A 19,188-nucleotide genomic window follows, 5' to 3' on the forward strand; every position below is an offset into this window, starting at 1 on the left:
CGAGCCGCTGCTGCCGGTCGCCTCAACGCCGGTTCCCGGGAGCGTCCACGATCACTCCGGTGGCCTTGACCCGTGCGACGGCCAGCACCCCCTGCTCGAGGCCCAGCTCGTCGGCGGCCTCGCGGCTCATCAGCGACACCACTCGGTGCGGACCCGCCTGGATCTCGACCTGGGCCATCACCCCGTCGCGCAGCACGCTCGTGACGAGCCCGGTGAACGAGTTCCGGGCCGAGGACGCGGCCCGGTAGTCCTCGGGAGGAGACGCGGCCAGCTCCTGCGCCAGACGTGCCAGGTCGCGCCCGTCGACCGTGATCGGACCGCCGCGATCGGACCGCCCCGCAACGAGGCGACCGGCGTCGATCCAGCGACGGATGGTGTCGTCACTGACACACAGGAGCCCTGCTGCTTCGGATACTCGATAGCTCGGCATGAAGCGAGGGTGCGGGCGAAGGAATGCCGCTGACGCGGGCCGTTGGTCCCGAATACGCCGCTGGATCAGGCCATTCTTGCCGTTCGACCCGCGGATGCGTCTCCATGGTCAACATGGTGTTTCGGCAATGTTTTGCAAACGCGTTCCATCAGTCCTCGATGACGTCGAGGCCCTGCTCGCGCAGCTGCGCCAGATGGTCGAGCATGCCCTTCAGCACCTCGGGCGCGTGCCCCTCCCAGTGCGCCACCTCGCCGACGACGCGCAGCGGGTGACGGGTCCGGTAGGACTGCGTGGGGTTGCCCGGGAACCGCTTGTCGGTGACGTTCGGGTCGTCCTCGAACGGACCGGTCGGCTCGACGACGTAGATGTGGCCGCGCCCGTCACTGCCGGCGAGCGCCGTGGCCAGCTCGGCGCCCCACGCGGCCGTCTCCACCAGCGCGGTGAAGTAGATGTTGTTCGACACCCTGCCCTGCTGGAAGTTCGACCCGCGGCCGGCGACGAGCTCGGCGCCGGTCCCCAGCGCGAACCGGGTGCCGTGGTAGAAGGGCCCGCCGACGTGGGCACAGTGGTCGTAGGTCACCGGCGTGCGCTCGGGTCCGTCCTGGCTCATGGAGGTCTCCCCCTCGATCGCTCGTCTCATCATGTCCCGTGCCACCCACGCGAGTCGCGGCGGGCACGAGCGGGTGAAATCGGCGCGGCGGGCCCCGCAGCCCCGCACGGCGCAGTACGTTCGTTCTCGCGAGGCCCGCTCCGTCCCCCTGCGAGCGCGGCCTCGCGCCATGTCCGGGGGTCGATCCGGAACCGGCGCCGTGGCTCGGCGCCACCAGTCGGCACCCGCTCGAGCCGGCCGCGCCGACGGCGGCCTCTCGAGCGTGCCACGCCGACGGCGCCATCTCGGACCGGCCGCGCCGACAGCGGCACCCGTCCGGCGCAGTGCTCCTTGACGCCGGGTACCTACTGAGTATCCTCGCCGCGTACTTACCGGGTAAAGGTTGGGAGCGTCGGGTGTCGATCCGGCACGGAATCATCGCGCTGCTCGCCGAGCAGGACATGCACGGCTACCAGCTGAAGGTCGAGTTCGAGCGGCGCACCGGCGGCACCTGGCCGGTCAACATCGGGCAGATCTACACCACCGTCCAGCGCCTGGTGCGCGACGGCCTGGTGCTGCCGGCGCCCGGCGAACGGTCCGACGACCGCGCCGACGTCGAGCGCTTCACGCTCACCGACGCCGGGCGTGCGCAGGCGACGGTCTGGTGGTCGACACCCGTCGAGCGAGGGGCCCCGGCGCGCGACGAGCTGGCCATCAAGCTCGCGCTCGCGGTGACGGCTCCGGGCGTGGACGTGCGCGACGTCGTGCAGGCCCAGCGCACCGAGTCGATGCGTGCCCTGCACGACTTCACCCGGCTCAAGGCGGCCCAGCCGCAGACCGACGACCTGGGTGCCGACCTGGCCTGGTCCCTGGTGCTCGACCATCTGGTGTTCGACGCCGAGGCCGAGGTGCGCTGGCTCGACCACGTCGAGGCACGCGTCGCGCGCGCCTCCCTGCACCCACGGCCGTCCCCCCGGCCCACGGACGACCCGGCGGCGGGGGGGGCGGGGGGCGGCCGCGCCCGGCGGCGGTCGGGGGCCCCCCCCCCCGGGGGGCGCCGACGATGATCGCCGCGCCGGACTCCCCCGGCCTGGTCGGGCCGGTGGTGCTGAGCATGAAGATGGCGCACCGGACGCACGGCGAGGGCGCCACCGCGGTGCACGCCCTGCGCGGGGTGGACCTCGAGGTCCGCCTCGGTGAGCTCGTCGCCGTGATGGGACCGTCCGGCTCGGGCAAGTCGACCCTGCTGAACCTCGCCGGCGGCCTCGACACCCCCACCCAGGGCACGGTGACCCTTGCGGGGGCGGAGCTGTCCGCGATGGACCCGCGCGCCCGCGCCCGGGTGCGCCGGCGCAGCGTCGGGTACGTGTTCCAGGACTTCAACCTGATCCCGGCGCTCACCGCGGCGGAGAACGTCTCGCTGCCTCGTGAGCTGGACGGGGTCGGTACCCGCCCGGCCCGCGAGGAGGCCCTGGTCGCGATGGCCGAGATCGGCATCGAGGACCTGGCCGACCGGTTCCCGGACGAGCTGTCCGGGGGCCAGCAGCAGCGGATCGCCATCGCCCGGGCGCTGGTCGGCCCGCGTCGGATGGTGCTCGCGGACGAACCGACCGGGGCGCTCGACTCGGCGGCCGGCGAGGACGTGATGCGCGTGCTCCGCGCCCGCGTCGACCGCGGGGCCGGCGGTCTCCTGGTGACCCACGAGCCGCGGTTCGCCGCGTGGGCGGACCGGACGGTCTTCCTGCGCGACGGCATGGTGGTGGACACCACCGGCGGCGCGTCGGGCCCGGAGTCGCTGCTGGCCGGTGGTGGTCGGCACCGGGGCGATCGGTGATCGGGGCGCTCTCGCGCTGGCGGGTGGCGGCCCGGATCGCGCGGCGCGACGCGCGACGCAACCGGGGCCGCACCGTCCTGGTGACGGCGATGGTCGGGCTCCCCGTGTTCCTCGCCGCCGCCGCCTCGGTGGTGATCCTCTCGGGCGGCCCGACGGACGCCACCTGGGGTCGCTGGACGCTCGGCGACGAGGCACAGGCGAGGATCTCCTCGCCGACGAGCGGGACGTTCCTGCAGAACGTCGCCGGACGCACCGGCGCCGCGTCGGGCGACTCGGCCGACGCCACGCTGACGGACGTCGAGGCGTCGCTCGCCGACATCCTGCCGGGCGACGACGCGCTGGTGCGGGTCGTGGAGACCGGGGCCACCCTGGCCACCGGGTCCCGCCGCCTGCCGTCGACCGTCGAGGTCACGATGCCCGGCGCCGGGCTCCCGGCCGACCTGGTCCCGCTGGCGGCGGGCACGCTGCCGGCCCGAGCGGGCGAGGTCGCCTTGTCGCAACACGACGCCGACACCCTCGGCGTGACGATCGGCGATCACGTCACCGTCACACCGGCCGGGCTCGATCCGGGCGAGGCGACCGTCACGGGGATCATGGCGGAGCGCCCGCCGACGTTCCTGATCATGGACGTCGTCGTCGGGCCCGGGACCGTCCCGGTACCCGAGCGCGCCGTGGACTTGTCCGACCCCTACGGCGCGGGCACCACGGTGGCCTGGTACGTCACCGGCCCCGGGCCGGTCACCTGGGACGACGTGCTGGCGATCAACGACCTCGGGTCGAGCGTCACGAGCCGGGCCGTGATCGCCGATCCGCCCCCGCACTCGCAGATGCCGCTCTACTCGGCGGACCTGCCCCCGACGTACGACTCGCAGACCGTCATGATGGCGGTCGCCCTGGGAGCACTCATCGTGCTCGAGGCCGTGCTGCTGATCGGGCCGGCGTTCGCCGTGGCGGCGCGGCGCTCGCAGCGCCAGCTGGCGATGCTCGCCGCAGTCGGAGCGGAGCGGTCCACGCTTCGCGCCTCGGTGCTGTGGGTCGGCGTGCTGACCGGGGCGGTCGCCGCCGTGGTCGGCGTCGCCGCCGGAGGCGCGGTCGGCGCGACGATCGTCTGGGCGGTGCACCGTGCGGGCCACCCGTACGCGTTGCCCAACCTGCAGGCGGACGGCCGACTGCTCGCAGGCTTCGCGGCCTTCGGTCTCGCGGTGACGACGCTCGCCGCCTGGCTGCCGTCCCGTCGGGCGTCTCGGGTGGATGTGCTCGCTGCCCTCGGCGGCCGCCGCGCGGAGGCCGCTCCGCGTCGTGGCGTGCCGGTGGTCGGTGCGCTGGGGGTCGGTGCCGGTGCAGCGGCCTGCGCGGTGGGCGCCTCGATCGCGAGCCCGCGCGTGCTCCTCGCGGGGGTGGCGGTCCTCACGGTGGGCATGGTCGCCGCGTCGGGTGGACTCGTCAGCCTGACCGCCCGCCTCGCGCCGTACCTGGGCCTGGGCGGCCGACTCGCGCTGCGTGACGCGGCCCGGCATCGCTCGCGCACCGCGCCGGCGGTCGCTGCCGTGCTCGCCGCGACGGCCGGTGCGCTGGCCGGGGCGGTCTACAGCGCGTCCACCGCCGCCTACACGGCGTCGACGTACGCGCCGGTCGCTGCAGCGGGCACCGTGCTCGTCTCGGTGGACGACCCCGCAGCGACGGCGAACCTCGAGGCGGGCGAGCTGGCCGACGCGGCGGACGCGGCCGGCGACGCGTTGCGGTCGACCCTGCCCATCACCGACGTCGAGGTGGTGCACGTGGCCGTGCCGACCGCCGGCGACGCGTGGACGATCCTGATCCAGGCCCTGACCCCTCCCGAGCAGCAGTGCACCTTGTGGGACAACGGCCCGCCCAGTGCCGCGCAGCTGCGGGACGCCGCCGACGACCCCCGCTGCGACGCCCTCCAGACGACGTCGGCGGCGGCACCGTGGTCGGGCGCCCTCGGGAGCGCGGTGCTCGTCGACGACGGCTCGGTGCTCCGCGCGACCGGACTTCCCGGCGCCCAGCAGGCGGCCGAAGCCCTGGCCGAGGGAAGGGTCGTGACCGCCCCGACCCAGGTCTTCGCGGACGGCACCGCACACGTCGAGGTCGTCGACTACCGCGGGACGGAGTCGGACGGCAGCACGCTGGCCACGGCCGAGCTGCCGGCGACGGCGGTGACGCTGCCGGGGTGGCAGTACGACCTCGTGCTCCCGCCCGCCGCCGCCGACCGGCTCGACCTGACCTCGCAGGTCGCCGGCCTGCTGGCGACGACCACCCGGATGCCGACCGACGCCGAGATCGCGACCGCCAACGCGGCCGTCGATGACCTGTTCTCGGTGAGCGTCGAGCCCGGCCACCCCGTCGGCGTCGACGCGAACGTAACCCTGATCGCGCTGGTGGCCGCAGCCGTGATCGCGGGGATCGTGGCGACCGGGATCGCCGTCGCGCTCGCCGGCGCCGACTCGGTGCCGGACCTCGCCACGCTCGCCGCCCTGGGCGCCGCGCCGCGGGTCCGTCGCCGCTTCGCCGCGGGGCAGGCCGGGGTGATCGCCGTGCTGGGCGGCTGGCTGGGCGTCATCGCCGGGGTCGCGATCGGCGAAGCCCTGGTGACCATGCAGGGCGCCACCTACCAGAGCTGGGGCCTGCGCGCGGTCGTCCCCTGGCCGGCGGTCGTCATCACCACGGTGGCGCTGCCCATGGCCGCGATGGCGCTCGGCTGGCTGACGACCCGCTCGCGCTTGCCGGTCGCACGTCGGCTAGCGAGCTGACGGCCGATCCTCCGCCCCCGTCACGCCCTCGAGCGTGTCGGCGAGCTCGGTGAGGGTCAGGTGCAGGCGCCGGGCTTCGTCGGGCGCCAGCCCGAAGCACGAGTACACCTGCTCCGGAACGCCTCGGGCCTGGTCCTGCATGGCCCACCCCTGCGGCGTCAGGTCGATCAGCACGCGTCGCTCGTCCTGGGGATCGCGGGTTCGGGTCACCAGACCGCTCTCCTCCATGCGCTTGAGCAGCGGCGTCAACGTGCTGGTCTCCAGGTGCAGGCGGGCGCCGACGGCACCCACCGCCAAGGGCGCGTCCTGCCAGAGGACCAGGAGCGCCAGGTACTGGACGTAGGTGATGCCCAGCTCGTCGAGAACCGGCCCGTAGGAGCGGATCACGGCACGGCTCGCCCGGTACAGCGCGAAGCACAGCTGGTTGTCCAGCTGGAGCTGCACGGGGACGTCGGGGGCGGGCACGGCCTCAGCATAGGTCTGAATTTGCATCGTGCACGATCTTATCGTGTACTCGTGATAAAGCGCCCGTGAGCCGCCCACGCAGCCGGCGGGCCATCGCCCCAGGGGGAGGACCCAGATGCCACAGCCCGCAGCGCAGGCCGCGACGCTCTTCGACCTGACGTTCACCGACAACCACGGCCAGGAGGTCGACCTCGCGCAGTACGCCGGGCGCCCCGTGCTCGTGGTCAACACGGCGAGCAGGTGCGGTTTCACGCCGCAGTACGACGGCCTGCAGGAGCTGCACGAGCGGTTCGCCGAGCAGGGACTCGTCGTCCTCGGCTTCCCGTGCGACCAGTTCGGCGGCCAGGAACCGGGTGACGACGAGCAGATCGACGAGTTCTGCCGCGTCAACCACGGCGTGACGTTCCCGCTGTCCACCAAGGTCGAGGTCAACGGCCCTGGGACCCACCCGGTGTTCCGGTTCGTCAAGGACCGTGCGGGCGGGGCGCTGGGCACGCGGGTCAAGTGGAACTTCACCAAGTTCCTCGTCTCGCCCGACGGCTCGACCGTCAAGCGCTACCCGCCGACCACCGTCCCCGAGCGGATGGCCGACGACATCCAGGGGCTGCTGCCGTCCGCGTGACGGCTCGGCCGTCTCCGGCCGGCGTCGGCGGGAGGGCTGCCGGCGCCACCCCCGGGAGGGCGATCTGTCGCGCCATCGGCCCGCCGAGCCGGGTACCGCGGACAGCGGTCAAGCGGGTGTGAACCCGAATGGATGAATACGCAAAGCCACTGCACAGAACTCGCACAACGGACACCTTGGTTCGGGCACACTCCGGAGCGCACACCACTACCTGAGAGGAACACCGTGCGTCCGCATCGATGGGTGATCCCGTTCCTGGTCGGCGGGCTTCTCGCCGCCACCGCCATGCCCGCGCAGGCCGCGGAGCCGGCCCCCGACCCGGCCCCCGAGCCGGTGACGGCCACGACCACCACCGCCGAGGGCGTGGTGTACGTCTACGCGCAAGACATGCTCGAGGCGTTGTGGATCGATGACGAGAACACCTCGACGTACAGCCGGTCGTCCTTCAACTACTGGATCGATGCCGACCGCGACGGATGCGACACACGCGCCGAGGTCCTGCTCGCCGAGTCCATGGGGGCGACATCGGGCGGGTGCCCGGTGAAGACCGGCTCCTGGTACTCCTACTACGACGGCGCCAGCTGGACCCTCGCCTCCGACGTCGACATCAACCACATGGTCCCGCCGGCTGAGGCATGGGACTCCGGGGCCTGGGCGTGGAGCGCGGCCCAGCGCGAGGCGTTCGCCAACGACCTGGCCTGGCCGGCGAGCCTGGTGGCCATCACCGACGACCTGAGCGCATCCAAGGGCGAGAAGGACCCGGCCGAGTGGATGCCGCCCAGCGCGGATGCCACGTGCCGGTACGTGTCCGAGTGGGTCAGCGTGAAGTACCGGTGGAACCTGACGATGGACTGGGACGAGTACGACGCCCTCGCCGACGAGCTCTACGGGGACTGCGCCGACTCGGTCATCGTGCTGCCCGCGATCGCGAACGTCCCGGAGCCGCTGATCGCGATCCACGCCTACATCAAGGCGGTCTACCACGACCTGTTCCACCGCTCTCCCGACTCGACGGGCCTTGCGACCTGGACCACGAAGCTGCAGACCGGCACGCCCTACGGTGAGGTCGCCAACGGCATCACCTACTCCGACGAGTACCGGTCCCGGCTGATCCAGGCGTCCTACCGGCGCTACCTCGGCCGGTCTGCCGACGCTTCGGGCCAGGCGTTCTGGCTGGACAAGATGCGCAACGGCTGGCACATCGAGCAGATGCAGTCCGGGTTCATCGCCTCCGACGAGTTCTACGCCCGCGGCGGCGGCACCGACGCCGGCTGGGTCCGCCTGCTGTACCGCACCGTGCTCGGCCGCTCCGCCGGATCCTCCGAGGTCGCCTACTGGGTCGGCGAGATCAACGGCGGACGTACCCGCCAGAGCGTCGCACTCGGCTTCCTGTACTCCACCGAGCACCTGACCGACGTCGTCGACGGCTACTACGTCGACCTGCTCGGCCGCCACATCGACCCGACCGGCCGCACCTTCTGGGTCACCCAGATCCAGCAGGGCGCCCGCGACGAGCAGATCATCGCCGGCATCGTCTCCTCCGACGAGTACCGCTGGCTCGCCTACATGGCCGTGTGAGCCCGGACCAGGAGCGACCCGACGCCCGTCCGCCGCTGCGCGGGCGGGCGTCGGCGCGTGCTGCGCAGTCGGCGGGCTGCACGACGGGCTGCAGTCGCTGCTGGGAGCCCGACCGCCAAGGACGTCAGGTCGGGTCATCACGGTGGGCCAGGCGGGGCTCGAACCCGCGACCGACGGATTATGAGTCCGCTGCTCTAACCGGCTGAGCTACTGGCCCGTGGCACCGTCCGCGCGACGACCCGGCGCACGACCCGGTTCCGGTCCCGACACGGGCCGGCGCGACCCGATCGGCGGCCGTCGCGCACAAGACGTCTCGCGGCACCGCGGCCAACCGTAGCGGTGCACACGCTCGTTCGGCGCACCCCTGGTCCGATCGGGCCGTGGGCGACGAAGATGTGACCAGGTCGGTCAGGGGCGCAGCAAGGGGGCATGCGTGAGCGAGGTGGGTCGGCGCCGCGTCGCCGGGCTCGCGTGGGTGGTCGCGGCCGGGTACGTGGTACTGCTCGTCGCGTCGGGGACCGTGCCGAGCCCGGCGGTGACGGCGCTCGGGCTGTCGATGGCGTGGCTGCCGCCCGCCGTCGCGTGGTTCGGCACCTGGCGAGCCCCGAGGTCACGCGGCCTGCGGGTGGTGGCGGCCGGCCTCACGTTCTTCGCAGCCGGGCTGGTGCTCAACGGCGCCACCTACGTGAGCCGCGGTGTGCTCCCGTTCCCGACCCCCGGGGAGCCCGCGTTCGTGGCGTTCTACGTCCTGATGGCCGTCGGCCTGGTGCTGCACCTGCGACCGCGCCTCCCCCGGATGGGTTTCGTCGTGGTGCTCGACGCCGCGATCACGGTGCTCGCGATCGCCACCGTCCTCTCGCTTCGACTGGCGACCGAGCTCGAGGCCGCGCACGGCCTGACCGTCGCGCTGCTGGCGACGCTCGCCTACCCGTTCGCCGACCTCGCCCTGCTGGCAGCCGTGCTCGGCCTGATCACCATCACGCCCGGCGCCCTGCGCGGCTGGGGTTGGCTCGCGGCAGGGCTCTCGCTCTACGCGGTGAGCGACATCGCCTACGTCCTGGTGACGGCCTCCACGCCGATCGCCTCCTGGCTGTTGCTCGGCTGGGCACTCGGCATGATGGCCGTCGCCCAGTGGGTCGTCCTCGCTGCCGGCGCCCCACCGCCTGTGCCCCGGGACCGGCATGCCGACGGCGGTGAGTCCCGGCGCGCGGCACGCAGCGCCGCGCTGTCCGGAGGCATCGCCGCGCTGGCCGTGCTCACGGTCGTGGTCAGCAGCACGACGGGGCCGATCGGCCCGCTCACCGCGGCACTCGCCGCCACCACGACCCTCGGTGCCGCCGCCCGGACACAGCTCGCCTTCCGCGGGCTGCTCGCGGTGCCACGCCTGCGGGCGCAAGCACGAACGGACGACCTCACCGGGCTCCCCAACCGGCGTGAGCTCACCGAGCGCGCCGCGCGCGTGCTGGGCGGCGACTCGGACCACCCGCACGCGGTGCTCGTGCTCGACCTCGACGGCTTCAAGCAGGTGAACGACACGCGCGGGCACCACGCCGGCGACGTCCTGCTCGCCGAGGCCGCACGTCGCATCTCTGCGAGCGTGCGGCTCACCGACGTCGTGGCGCGCACCGGCGGCGACGAGTTCGCCGTGCTCATGCCCGACGCGACCGCACACGTCGCGATCGAGGCAGCCCGCCGGATCCGCCTCCACTTCGCCGGCCCGGTGATGGTCGACGGCGCACCCGCAGAGCTGTCGACGAGCATCGGCATCGCACTGCACCCCGAGCACGGGTGGGACATGGCCACGCTGCTGCGCCGGGCGGACGAGGCGATGTACGCCGCGAAGGCGGCGCACGAGCCGTACCGGATGGCGAGCCCCGAGCCGTCCGCGAGCCCCTGAGGTGTCGGCGAGCGCCCGGAGGGCGATGAGCGGGGCTCAAGCCCCTGCGCCGGACCTCTCCTCGCGGCGCTCCCACATCCGGCGCAGCGCGCTGCCGAGCGAGCCGACGAGCATGAAGGCGGAGCCCACGACGAACAACGACACGGCGAGGCCGTAGTACTGGTCGAACGCCTTGTAGAAGAGCACGGAGCCGACGAGGAACAGCAGGTTCCCGACGATGCCGATCCCGATGTGGACGTGCTCGTAGTCCTGGACCAAGGTGCGGATCACGACAGAACCCTCCGTGCCTGGTGCTGGGGTCGGGCTCCCCACCATCCCAGTACGGTGAGGTCACCCGCACGCCGACAGAGTCGAAGGAGCAGACCATGGACGTCACGATCTCTTCCGGGCCGGCCTTCGCGATGGGCATCGTCACGATCCCGCCGGGCGGCGCGGTGCGCGTCGAGGCCGGGGCGATGGCGATGACGCGCGGCGACGTGACGATCGAGACCTCGACGCGCGGCGGGTTCATGAAGGGACTGCGGCGCAGCCTCGGTGGCGAGAGCTTCTTCGTCAACGACTTCCAGTCCGCGACCGGCGGCCAGGTCGGGGTCGCGGCGACCCTGCCGGGCGACATGGTGACGGTGCGCCTCGCCGGCCAGGCACTGCTGGTCCAGTCGGGGTCGTGGAGCGCGTCGGACCCGAGCGTCGACGTGGACTCGAAGTGGGGCGGCGGGAAGTCCTTCTTCAGCGGCGAGGGGCTGATCCTGCTGCGGTGCAGCGGCGCCGGCGACCTGCTGCTCTCGTCCTACGGCGCCATCCTCGCGTCCGAGCTGAGCCCCGGCGAGACGATGACCCTCGACACCGGGCACGTGGTCGCGTTCGACGAGTCCGTGACCTACCGGGTGCGCAAGGCAGGCAGCTGGAAGTCCACGCTCCTCGGCGGCGAGGGCCTGGTCACCGACTTCACCGGCCCGGGGCGCGTCTGGCTCCAGACCCGGTCGAGCAACGACCTGGTCGAGTGGATCAAGCGGGTGAACCCCCAGCGCAGCGGCTCCTGAGACGGTGCAGCTCCGGTGGCTCGGCCGCGGCGATCCGGACCGGGTCGACCTCGTGCCCCTCGCGCACGCGCGGTGCCCGGGCCCGGGTTAGCGTGGGCACCATGCGCCGCCCGCTCTTCGTGCCCGAGGACGTCCGGGACGCCCTCGGACTGACCGGCCACGCGCTCGCGTTCGCGCACCTCGTCGACGACGGCTGGGCCGCCGCCACCCGCACCGGCCTGCACGTGCTGCCGGTTCCCGGCGAGGACGTGATCGAGCGGGCGTGGACGGACGTGGACGGTGCGTCGCTCGACGAGGAGGGTGTGCTCACCGTCCGCTGGGTCGACGGCACCGCACCCACGACGATCGTCGTCGAGGGCCGCTCACGCCTCGCCCGCGTGGTCCACGAGCGCGTCCAGGCCTCCGTGGTCCTCGCCGAGAAGGTCCCCGTCCCGGGCGACCGGAACCTGCGCGTGGCGCTGCGCCGCTCCCCCGACGGCGCGCTGTTCACGCAGGTGATCGGCAACGGCCGGGTGGACCTGACCGACCCGCGGGTCACGGAGGCGATCGACGCCGCCGAGGGCCGCATCCGCGAGGCCGCCGGGCTGTAGCACTCATGTCCTGGGCAGGCCTCCCGATCCTGTAGAGTGCTGCACCGCGATCCCCTGTAGCTCAATTGGCAGAGCATCTGACTGTTAATCAGAGGGTTACTGGTTCGAGTCCAGTCGGGGGAGCAACACCGCGAGGGCCTGACCTGGACGATCGCTCCGGGCCAGGCCCTCGTCGCGTCCGCGGCCGGGCCCGGCGCGAAGGCTCCCCACCAACGCTGGGCTCGCTAGCTGGGGCCCAGCGATGGGTGGTGCGCAGCAACCACGTTCGGGTGAGCGCGCACCCGGCTCTTGAGTGCGTTGTGACCGAACTCGGCGCGGATCTCCTGGTCGTCGGCGTCTCGTCCGACGCCGCGAGCCCTCGTCGCGAGGTCCGAGGGCAGCTCGACGCGCCGGAAGACCGCGTCGAGGGCTGGGTTGTGGAAGTACGGGACCGAGATGCGGTCAGTCCCGGGGTCCGGTGCGAGAACCCGGTGCCGGGTGGCACGCAGGTAGCCGTCCGTGGCCCACTCGAGCATCTCGCCGATGTTCACGATGAGGGCGCCGTCCACCGGAGGTGCCGCCACCACCTCACCGTCGAGCTCGACCTGCAGACCGGGCCGGTCTCGCTCGACGAGGAGCAGGGTGAGCACGCCTGCGTCGTTGTGCCAGCCGACACCCTGATCCGTGCCTCCTTCCACACGACCGGGGTAGCGCACGACCTTCATGAGCATCGCCGGAGCGTCACCGAAGGCGGCGTCGAACACGTCCTCGCGTTGCCCCAGGGATCGCGCCCACGCGTGGAGCAGACGGTGCGAGACACGGGCCATCTCGGCGTTCCAGGCGTCGACCACGTCCCGGAGGCCGGGCAGGGCGGCGGGCCACAGGTTCGGCCCTTGGAGCACCCAGTAGGCGGGTCGCTCAGCGCTGACCGGCAGCGCAGGGAGCTCGGGCCCGACGTCGATCTGCTCTCGCCAGTCGACCTTGCCCTGGGTGCGCTCTCCACCGACGCGGGTGTACCCGCGGAAGTGGGGACTGCGAGTGTTCTCGATCTCCAGCTTCTGCGCCTCGGGCAGGGCGAAGAAGTCGCGTGCTACCGAGACGAGACGGTCGGCCAGGTCGGTCGGGACTCCGTGGCCGACCAGGTAGAAGAAGCCGTAGGTATGGGTGGCGTCCCGGAGCTCCGACTCGAACCGGGTCGCGGTCGTGGGGTCGTCCAGCAACGAGAGGTCGAGCACCGGTAGCCGGAGGGTGGTGGAGGTGGCGTGCTGCGGTGTGCCCGGGTCGGTCATGGCTGGTCCTCGCTTCGATCGGACGGATAGGTGGGTACGGCGTCCAGCGCGACGCTGAGGTCCTCGAGCAGGTCGTCGATGTCCTCCAGGCCCACGGAGAGGCGGATCAGGTCGTCAGGCACCGCCAGCTCGGAACCGGCGACCGATGCGTGGGTCATCGCGGCCGGCACCTCGATGAGCGACTCGACGCCTCCCAGCGACTCGGCAAGCGTGAACAGGCGTGTGCGGCCGGCGACCTCACGGGCCCGGCGCGCGTCGCCCACCCGGAACGAGACCATGCCGGACCACCCCGACATCTGCCGACGCGCCACGTCGTGGCCGGGGTGTCCGGGCAGGCCCGGGAAGAGCACCTGGGTGACGGACGGGTGCCGGGCCAGGTGACGGGCCACGGCCTCGGCGTTGATGCCGTGCTGTCGCATCCGCACGCCGAGGGTGCGCAGCCCGCGCAGGGTGAGCCAGGCGTCGAAAGGCCCGGCGACGGCTCCTGAGGCGTTCTGGCCGAACGCAACGGCGTCCGCGAGCGACCTGCTGCCGTCCGGTCCGACCGCGCCGTGCGGCAGGAGCGCGCCATGAGCCGTGACGACGGCGCCACCCACCACGTCGCTGTGCCCGCCGATGTACTTGGTCGTCGAGTGCACGACTGCGTCCGCTCCGAGCGCCAGCGGTTGCTGGAGCGCGGGGCTGGCGAACGTGTTGTCCACGACCAGGAGCGCGTCGGCGGCGTGAGCGACGTCGGAGAGGGCTCTGATGTCGGCGATCGTGAGCAGCGGGTTGGTCGGGGTCTCCACCCAGATGAGCGCGGTCCGGCCCGGCCGGACGGCCGCAGCGACCGCGTCGGGGTCGTCCATGGGCGCCACCGAGTGATCGACTCCCCATGGGGCCAGCGCGCGGGCGAAGAGCCGCCAGGTTCCTCCGTAGGCGTCGCTCGGCAGGACGACGTGCGAACCGGGTCGGAGCAGCGCACGCGCCAGGGTGTCCTCCGCCGCCAGGCCGGAGGCGAAGGCGAACCCGCGGTCGCCGCCCTCCAGGCTCGCGAGCGCGACCTGAAGGGCGTCGCGCGTCGGGTTCCCGGACCGGGAGTACTCGTACCCGGCACGCAGCGTTCCCACCCCGTCCTGGCGAAACGTCGACGTGAGGTAGATCGGTGGGACGACGGCTCCGGTGGCCGGGTCGGGCTCCTGGCCCGCATGGATCGCCCGCGTCGCGGGCCCACCCCCGGGGTGCGGCGACACGAACGACCCTGCGACGGCGTCGTCCACCTGACCCGCGGTCACGACGCACCCGCCGTGGCGAGCGTGCCCGCGGCCAGCGACAGCAGGTCGACCCTGGTCACGACCCCGACCGGTCTGCCCGCGTCCACCACCAGCAGCGCGTCGCTGGCGTCGAACGTCGATCGGGCCCGCTCGATCGACTCCCCCACGCCGACCAGCGGCAGCCGTTCGGTCATGTGTGCCGCGACCGGGTCGGAGAGGTCCGCACGCCCCGAGTAGACGGCCCGCGCGAGGGCCCGCTCGTCGACCGTCCCGACGACCTCGCCGAGCACGACGGGCGGTTCGGCAGCGACGACCGGCAGCTGGGAGACCCCGAACTCGCGCATGATGTCGATCGCGTCGCGCACCGTCTCCCCCGGGTGGGTGTGCACGAGCTCGGGCAGGGCGGTCCCCTTGGCCCGGAGCAGGTCGGCCACGGTGACCTGCGCGTCGTCGGTGAGGAACCCGTTGCTCCGCATCCAGGCGTCCGAGAACACCTTGTCGAGGTAGCCGCGGCCACCGTCCGGCAGGATCACCACGATGGTCGCCCGGGCCGCGGCGGACGGGTCGCTGCGCTCCAGCCGTTCAGCGAGCCGGACCGCCGCGACCACGGCCATCCCGGACGAGCCGCCGACCAGCAGCGCCTCCTCACGAGCGAGGCGACGGGTCATGGCGAACGCCTCGGCGTCCGTGACGGCGATGACCTCGTCGGTGACCGCGGGGTCGTAGGCGGCCGGCCAGAAGTCCTCCCCGACGCCCTCGACGAGGTACGGGCGCCCGGAGCCGCCCGAGTACACCGATCCTGCGGGATCGGCGCCGACCACCTGCACCCTGCCTTCGACGCGCCCCGCCGACTCCTCCCGCAGGTAGCGGCCGGCACCGGTGATCGTGCCGCCGGTGCCGACACCGGCCACCAGGTGCGTGACCCGACCGTCCGTGTCGCGCCAGATCTCGGGCCCGGTGGTCGCGTAGTGGCTCGCCGGGCCGGCCGGGTTCGCGTACTGGTCGGGCTTCCACGCCCCGGGGATGGCCGAGACGAGGCGATCGGCGACGCTGTAGTAGGAGTCGGGGTGGTCGGGCGGCACCGCGGTCGGCGTCACGACGACGTCGGCGCCGTAGGCGGCCATGGTGTCGCGCTTGGCCGTGCTGACCTTGTCCGGGACGACGAACACCAGCCGGTAGCCGCGGCGCTGACCCGCGAGGGCGAGCGCGACACCGGTGTTGCCCGAGGTCGGTTCGACGATCGTGCCGCCGGGGCGCAGGTCACCGCGCTCCTCGGCTTCGGCGATCATCCGTTCGGCGATGCGGTCCTTGGTGCTTCCGCCTGGGTTGAGGTACTCGACCTTGGCCAGCACGGTCGCTGAGACGTGCCTGGTGACGGAGCCGAGCCGAACGAGCGGCGTGCCTCCGACGAGTGCGGAGATGTGGTCGACGTAGTGCATGAGCGGGTGTCCTGTCCTGGGGTGCGGAGCCACGGTGGGTGGCGGGTCGTCAGCGCGCAGGACCCGGACAGTGCTCGGCGGTGCTCTCGGGTCGTCTCGTCATGGCACGAGACGAACGTTGGGGCGGGGCACGATCCGGTATCCGGTGCCGTGCACGGTGGCCACCAGCTCGGCCAGCGCGTGCGCCCTGCGCAGCCGCCTGATGTGCGCATCGATCGTTCGCGAAGCAGCGGCCAGGTGGCGGCCGGCCCAGACGGTGCGGTGCAGCTCGTCGCGGCTGACGACCCGGCCGCGGGCCGCCAACAGGTGCACGAGCAGGTCGAACTCCTTGGGTGGCAGGGCGAGGACGGCCCCGTTCACGGTCACCTGGCGCGCCGCCTGCGCGACGACCACCTCGTCGACATCTGGGATGGCGGCCAGGCTCGCGCCGAGGTAGGAGAGCGGACGCCCGCCACCATCGGGTTCCCGGACGTGGGTTCGGGCGGGTCGGTGGAGAGATGGTCGCTGCGCACGCTGGTGCTGGACGGTCATGGTGGGTCCTTGGAGCGGTCGGCCGAGAGATCGGCGCCGGCGAGCCGGCAGGTGTGAACGGGAAGGTTCAGACCCGACCGCGACACAGTCGCGCGCACGGCTCAGCACATGCGGGCGCCATCAGGCGCTGGCGGTGCTGGCTCATGCCGGAAGCATGCCCCAGACCCGCTGAGGACCGACAGCGCGCTTGTCGGAGTTCTCAGGATGCGGGCGCTTGTGAACCCTCGGGCGCGAGCTCCCCGGTGTTCATCAGCTGCAGGAGCGCGCTCGTGCTCAGCCCGTCGCCGCGCAGCTCCGCGCAGATCCGCCCCCGGTACAGCACGATCACCCGCTCGCACACCGCAACGAGCTCCTCGAGGTCGGTGGACCGCAGCACCACCACGGCACCGGCCGCCGCGAGGTCGCCCAGCAGCCCGTGGATCTCCGCCTTGGCCCCGATGTCGACGCCCCGGGTCGGGTCGTCCAGGACGATCGTCGACGGCGTGTTGTCGAGCCACTTGGCCAGCACGACCTTCTGCTGGTTGCCACCCGACAGCGACCCCGCGGTCGCCTCCGGCGAGGACGCCCGGATGTTGAGGCGGCTCATGTGCTCCCCCGCCCTGGTGACCAGGCCGGGCACCCGCAGGAAGGCGCCGTCCTTGCCCATCGCCATCGTGCGGACCTGCACGACGTTCTCCCAGACCGGCTTGTCCAGCATCAGCCCGAGGCGACGGCGGTCGCCGGACACGTAGGCGACGCCGGCGGCGATGTGGGCGCGCTGACCGTGCGGTGCCTTGATCCCGCCCGGCAACGAGATCGTGCCGCGGACCGGCGACTCGATGCCCGCGAGCGCGCGCAGCAGCTCTGCCGGCCCCGAGCCGGCCAACCCGGCGAGCCCGACGATCTCGCCGGGTTCGACCGCGAACGAGACGTCCTGCACGGTGCGGTGCAGCGTGACCCCGTCGACCCGCAGCCCGGACGTGGTCGTGGCGACCGCCTGCTCGGCGAGCGCCCGGCCGCTGGGCCGGACGACCACGCGCGGACGGTCGCCGATCATCGCCGAGACGACCGACTCGACCGTGTGCGCTCCGACGTCCTCGCCGGCCGTGACCACGACGCCGTCGCGCAGCACGGTGATCTCGTCGCACACGCTCATGACCTCTTCGAGGATGTGGCTGACGAAGACGACGGCGACGTCCTGGCTGCGCAGGACCCGCAGGATGTGCAGCAGGCGGTCGGTGGCACCGCTCTCGAGGGCGGACGTCGGCTCGTCGAGCAGGAGCACCCGGGGCTTGGTGACCAGTGCCTTGCCGATCTCCACGAGCTGGCGCTCGGCGAGCGGCAGCCTGCTGACCGGCACCATCGGGTCGACCTCGAGGCCGAGCTCGTCGAGGATCGGCACGGCGAGCCTGAGCATCTCGCGCCGGTCGACGAACGGCCCCCGCCGCGGTTCGCGCATCGGGAACATGTTGGCCAGCACCGACAGGTGCGGGAACAGGCTCAGCTCCTGGGAGACCACGCCGACGCCCTGCCGGAAGGCGTCGGCGGTGCTGGCGAACCTGACGTCGGCACCGTCGAGGCGCAGGACACCCGAGTCGGGCCGGATCGCCCCGGTCATGATCTTGACCAGGGTCGACTTGCCGGCACCGTTCTCGCCGAGCAGGGCGTGCACCGAACCCGGACGCACGGCGATGGCCGCGCGGTCCAGAGCCCGGACGCCGCCGTAGCTCTTGCTGATGTCCTGCGCCTCGAGGGTGTACATCGGGTCAGTTCGTCAGGTACGACGACGGGTCGGCGATCTGGGCGTCGCCCACCGGGCCGAGCGCCGCGAGCATGTTCTCGGGGCTGGACTGGCGGTCGATGATCTCGTCGATGTTGTCGGACGTGACGACGATGCCGCCGGTGTCCCAGGTGCCGGCCGGGATCTCCGCACCTTCCTCGGCGTGAGCGGCGAGGATCTTCGCGGCGATGTAGCCCTTCAGCCAGTGCTCGGGCGAGACCAGCGCGGCGATGTAGCCGTTCTTCACCGCGTCCATCGAACCGGGCTCGAGGTCCATGCCACCGGCGAGGAAGTGCGTGTCGTTGCGCTCCTGGACCAGGGCGAGCGAGACGGCGTCCTGTGCGCCGGGCGCGACGTAGGCGACGGCGTCCGGGTGCTGGTTGTAGATGCCCTCCCACGCGCTGTAGTTCTCCTGCGGGGAGCCCTGGGTGCCGTAGGTGGAGATCGGTCCGACGATCGTGATGCCCGGGCGCTCGGCCTGGAACGTCGCGATCATGCCGTCGACCCGCGCCATCAGCGGCGGCACGGACGGCCCGTTGGTGCCGACGACGATCTCACCCGTGGCGTCAGCGGGGATCTGCTTCAGGAGCTCCGTCGCGAGCATCGTGCCCAGCGCGGTGTTGTCGTTGGTGATCCACAGGTCCACGCCGGCGTCGGCGGGCGGCGGTGCGTCGATCGCGATGACCGGCGTCCCGGCCTCGGTGGTGTCCAGCACCGGCCGGTAGAACGGGTCGGCCGCGAGCGCCTGCAGGATCACGCCGTCGGTCTGGGTCTGGGCCATCGACTGGAACAGCGGCAACAGCTTGGCCGGGTCACCGGAGTTCGGCGCCGACGCGATGAGGTCGATGGCCGGGTCGGCGTCCGCGACCGCCTGGGCGCCCTCGGCCATGAGCTGGAAGCCCACGGTGATGGTGTCCCAGTACGCGATGCCGAGCTTGACCGAGCCGGGCTCGACGGTCGACGTCTCGGTGGCGCTCGAGCTCTCGGCCGACGACGACGTCGTCTCCTCGGCGGGCGTGCTCGACGAGCAGGCGGTCAGCAGGAGCGCAGCGGCGGCGAGAGCTGCCCCTGCCCCTACCAGCCCACGGCGGCGGGCGGGGGTGGTAACCGGATCCATGGAAC

Annotated in this window: 18 protein-coding genes and 2 tRNA genes; 9 read left to right on the forward strand and 11 right to left on the reverse strand. The window is 72.6% G+C overall.

Annotation, left to right across the window (positions count from 1 at the left end; genetic code table 11):
• Positions 1–22: 22 nt before the first annotated feature.
• Together OEB99_RS06015 and arr are read right to left on the reverse strand one after the other, a co-directional pair.
• A complete protein-coding gene (locus tag OEB99_RS06015; protein ID WP_263509010.1) occupies positions 23–430 on the reverse strand; it encodes a TOBE domain-containing protein in 408 nt (135 codons plus the stop codon).
• Positions 431–578: 148 nt separating this feature from the next.
• A complete protein-coding gene (gene arr, locus OEB99_RS06020) occupies positions 579–1,040 on the reverse strand; it encodes an NAD(+)--rifampin ADP-ribosyltransferase (protein ID WP_263509012.1) in 462 nt (153 codons plus the stop codon).
• A gap of 395 nt (positions 1,041–1,435) precedes the next feature.
• On the opposite strand from arr, the gene OEB99_RS06025 reads away from it, so the two are divergent.
• Genes OEB99_RS06025 through OEB99_RS06035 form a run of 3 tightly spaced genes read left to right on the forward strand, consistent with a single transcriptional unit; the run spans position 1,436 to position 5,624 of the window.
• Positions 1,436–2,086 carry a PadR family transcriptional regulator gene (locus OEB99_RS06025; protein WP_263509014.1) on the forward strand — a complete coding sequence of 217 codons (651 nt, stop codon included), beginning with the start codon at positions 1,436–1,438 and terminating at the stop codon, positions 2,084–2,086.
• Positions 2,083–2,853, forward strand: a complete 771-nt coding sequence (locus OEB99_RS06030; RefSeq protein WP_411910664.1) for an ABC transporter ATP-binding protein — start codon at positions 2,083–2,085, stop codon at positions 2,851–2,853. Before OEB99_RS06025 ends, OEB99_RS06030 begins: the two co-directional genes overlap by 4 nt.
• Positions 2,850–5,624 (forward strand): FtsX-like permease family protein, encoded by a 2,775-nt coding sequence (locus OEB99_RS06035; RefSeq protein ID WP_263509016.1) that lies wholly within the window; start codon positions 2,850–2,852, stop codon positions 5,622–5,624. The genes OEB99_RS06030 and OEB99_RS06035 overlap by 4 nt, the downstream gene beginning before the upstream one ends.
• Here the strand turns inward: OEB99_RS06035 and OEB99_RS06040 are convergent.
• Complete coding sequence (locus tag OEB99_RS06040) at positions 5,613–6,089, reverse strand: MarR family winged helix-turn-helix transcriptional regulator (protein WP_263509018.1); 477 nt, start codon at positions 6,087–6,089, stop codon at positions 5,613–5,615. The genes OEB99_RS06035 and OEB99_RS06040 overlap by 12 nt on opposite strands.
• Positions 6,090–6,204: 115 nt before the next feature.
• Here OEB99_RS06040 and OEB99_RS06045 point away from each other — a divergent pair, with 115 nt between their 5' ends.
• Both OEB99_RS06045 and OEB99_RS06050 read left to right on the forward strand, forming a co-directional pair.
• Positions 6,205–6,711 carry a glutathione peroxidase gene (locus tag OEB99_RS06045; RefSeq protein ID WP_263509019.1) on the forward strand — a complete coding sequence of 169 codons (507 nt, stop codon included), beginning with the start codon at positions 6,205–6,207 and terminating at the stop codon, positions 6,709–6,711.
• Between the two features lie 225 nt (positions 6,712–6,936).
• Complete coding sequence (locus tag OEB99_RS06050) at positions 6,937–8,289, forward strand: DUF4214 domain-containing protein (RefSeq protein WP_263509020.1); 1,353 nt, start codon at positions 6,937–6,939, stop codon at positions 8,287–8,289.
• A gap of 143 nt (positions 8,290–8,432) precedes the next feature.
• Here OEB99_RS06050 and OEB99_RS06055 read toward each other — a convergent pair.
• Positions 8,433–8,506: transfer RNA gene (locus OEB99_RS06055), tRNA-Ile, on the reverse strand.
• Between the two features lie 216 nt (positions 8,507–8,722).
• On the opposite strand from OEB99_RS06055, the gene OEB99_RS06060 reads away from it, so the two are divergent.
• The gene (locus tag OEB99_RS06060) at positions 8,723–10,186 is read left to right on the forward strand and encodes a GGDEF domain-containing protein (RefSeq protein ID WP_263509022.1); all 1,464 of its coding nucleotides are present in this window, start codon (positions 8,723–8,725) and stop codon (positions 10,184–10,186) included.
• 36 nt (positions 10,187–10,222) lie between these two features.
• On the opposite strand, the gene OEB99_RS06065 is transcribed toward OEB99_RS06060, so the two are convergent.
• On the reverse strand, positions 10,223–10,456 hold the full coding sequence (locus tag OEB99_RS06065) for a YrhK family protein (RefSeq protein ID WP_263509024.1): 234 nt from the start codon (positions 10,454–10,456) through the stop codon (positions 10,223–10,225).
• Positions 10,457–10,551: 95 nt separating this feature from the next.
• On the opposite strand from OEB99_RS06065, the gene OEB99_RS06070 reads away from it, so the two are divergent.
• The 3 genes from OEB99_RS06070 to OEB99_RS06080 all read left to right on the forward strand — a co-directional run bounded on the left by OEB99_RS06070 (position 10,552) and on the right by OEB99_RS06080 (position 11,939).
• A complete protein-coding gene (locus tag OEB99_RS06070; protein WP_263509026.1) occupies positions 10,552–11,226 on the forward strand; it encodes a TIGR00266 family protein in 675 nt (224 codons plus the stop codon).
• Between the two features lie 101 nt (positions 11,227–11,327).
• Positions 11,328–11,816 carry a hypothetical protein gene (locus OEB99_RS06075; RefSeq protein ID WP_263509028.1) on the forward strand — a complete coding sequence of 163 codons (489 nt, stop codon included), beginning with the start codon at positions 11,328–11,330 and terminating at the stop codon, positions 11,814–11,816.
• 50 nt (positions 11,817–11,866) lie between these two features.
• Positions 11,867–11,939: transfer RNA gene (locus tag OEB99_RS06080), tRNA-Asn, on the forward strand.
• Between the two features lie 101 nt (positions 11,940–12,040).
• Here the strand turns inward: OEB99_RS06080 and OEB99_RS06085 are convergent.
• From OEB99_RS06085 to OEB99_RS06110, 6 genes are all read right to left on the reverse strand, one after another.
• Positions 12,041–13,084, reverse strand: coding sequence for an isopenicillin N synthase family dioxygenase (locus OEB99_RS06085; protein ID WP_263509029.1), 1,044 nt, complete (start codon positions 13,082–13,084; stop codon positions 12,041–12,043).
• Complete coding sequence (locus OEB99_RS06090) at positions 13,081–14,316, reverse strand: cystathionine gamma-synthase (protein WP_263509432.1); 1,236 nt, start codon at positions 14,314–14,316, stop codon at positions 13,081–13,083. The genes OEB99_RS06085 and OEB99_RS06090 overlap by 4 nt, the downstream gene beginning before the upstream one ends.
• 38 nt (positions 14,317–14,354) lie before the next feature.
• A complete protein-coding gene (locus OEB99_RS06095) occupies positions 14,355–15,776 on the reverse strand; it encodes a cystathionine beta-synthase (protein ID WP_263509031.1) in 1,422 nt (473 codons plus the stop codon).
• A gap of 99 nt (positions 15,777–15,875) precedes the next feature.
• Positions 15,876–16,307 (reverse strand): winged helix-turn-helix domain-containing protein, encoded by a 432-nt coding sequence (locus tag OEB99_RS06100; RefSeq protein ID WP_263509033.1) that lies wholly within the window; start codon positions 16,305–16,307, stop codon positions 15,876–15,878.
• Between the two features lie 199 nt (positions 16,308–16,506).
• A complete protein-coding gene (locus OEB99_RS06105; RefSeq protein WP_263509034.1) occupies positions 16,507–18,048 on the reverse strand; it encodes a sugar ABC transporter ATP-binding protein in 1,542 nt (513 codons plus the stop codon).
• A gap of 4 nt (positions 18,049–18,052) precedes the next feature.
• A complete protein-coding gene (locus OEB99_RS06110) occupies positions 18,053–19,183 on the reverse strand; it encodes a sugar ABC transporter substrate-binding protein (protein ID WP_263509036.1) in 1,131 nt (376 codons plus the stop codon).
• Positions 19,184–19,188 lie beyond the last annotated feature (5 nt).

The sequence above is a fragment of the Actinotalea endophytica genome, assembly GCF_025717005.1.
GTDB lineage: Bacteria > Actinomycetota > Actinomycetes > Actinomycetales > Cellulomonadaceae > Actinotalea.

Coding starts and splice junctions, on each gene's coding strand:
- OEB99_RS06070 (WP_263509026.1), top strand. CDS start 10,552: ATGGACGTCACGATCTCTTCCGGGCCGGCCTTCGCGATGGGCATCGTC.
- OEB99_RS06105 (WP_263509034.1), bottom strand. CDS start 18,048: ATGTACACCCTCGAGGCGCAGGACATCAGCAAGAGCTACGGCGGCGTC.
- arr (WP_263509012.1), bottom strand. CDS start 1,040: ATGAGCCAGGACGGACCCGAGCGCACGCCGGTGACCTACGACCACTGT.
- OEB99_RS06045 (WP_263509019.1), top strand. CDS start 6,205: ATGCCACAGCCCGCAGCGCAGGCCGCGACGCTCTTCGACCTGACGTTC.
- OEB99_RS06100 (WP_263509033.1), bottom strand. CDS start 16,307: ATGACCGTCCAGCACCAGCGTGCGCAGCGACCATCTCTCCACCGACCC.
- OEB99_RS06095 (WP_263509031.1), bottom strand. CDS start 15,776: ATGCACTACGTCGACCACATCTCCGCACTCGTCGGAGGCACGCCGCTC.
- OEB99_RS06015 (WP_263509010.1), bottom strand. CDS start 430: ATGCCGAGCTATCGAGTATCCGAAGCAGCAGGGCTCCTGTGTGTCAGT.
- OEB99_RS06085 (WP_263509029.1), bottom strand. CDS start 13,084: ATGACCGACCCGGGCACACCGCAGCACGCCACCTCCACCACCCTCCGG.
- OEB99_RS06030 (WP_411910664.1), top strand. CDS start 2,083: ATGATCGCCGCGCCGGACTCCCCCGGCCTGGTCGGGCCGGTGGTGCTG.
- OEB99_RS06075 (WP_263509028.1), top strand. CDS start 11,328: ATGCGCCGCCCGCTCTTCGTGCCCGAGGACGTCCGGGACGCCCTCGGA.
- OEB99_RS06110 (WP_263509036.1), bottom strand. CDS start 19,183: ATGGATCCGGTTACCACCCCCGCCCGCCGCCGTGGGCTGGTAGGGGCA.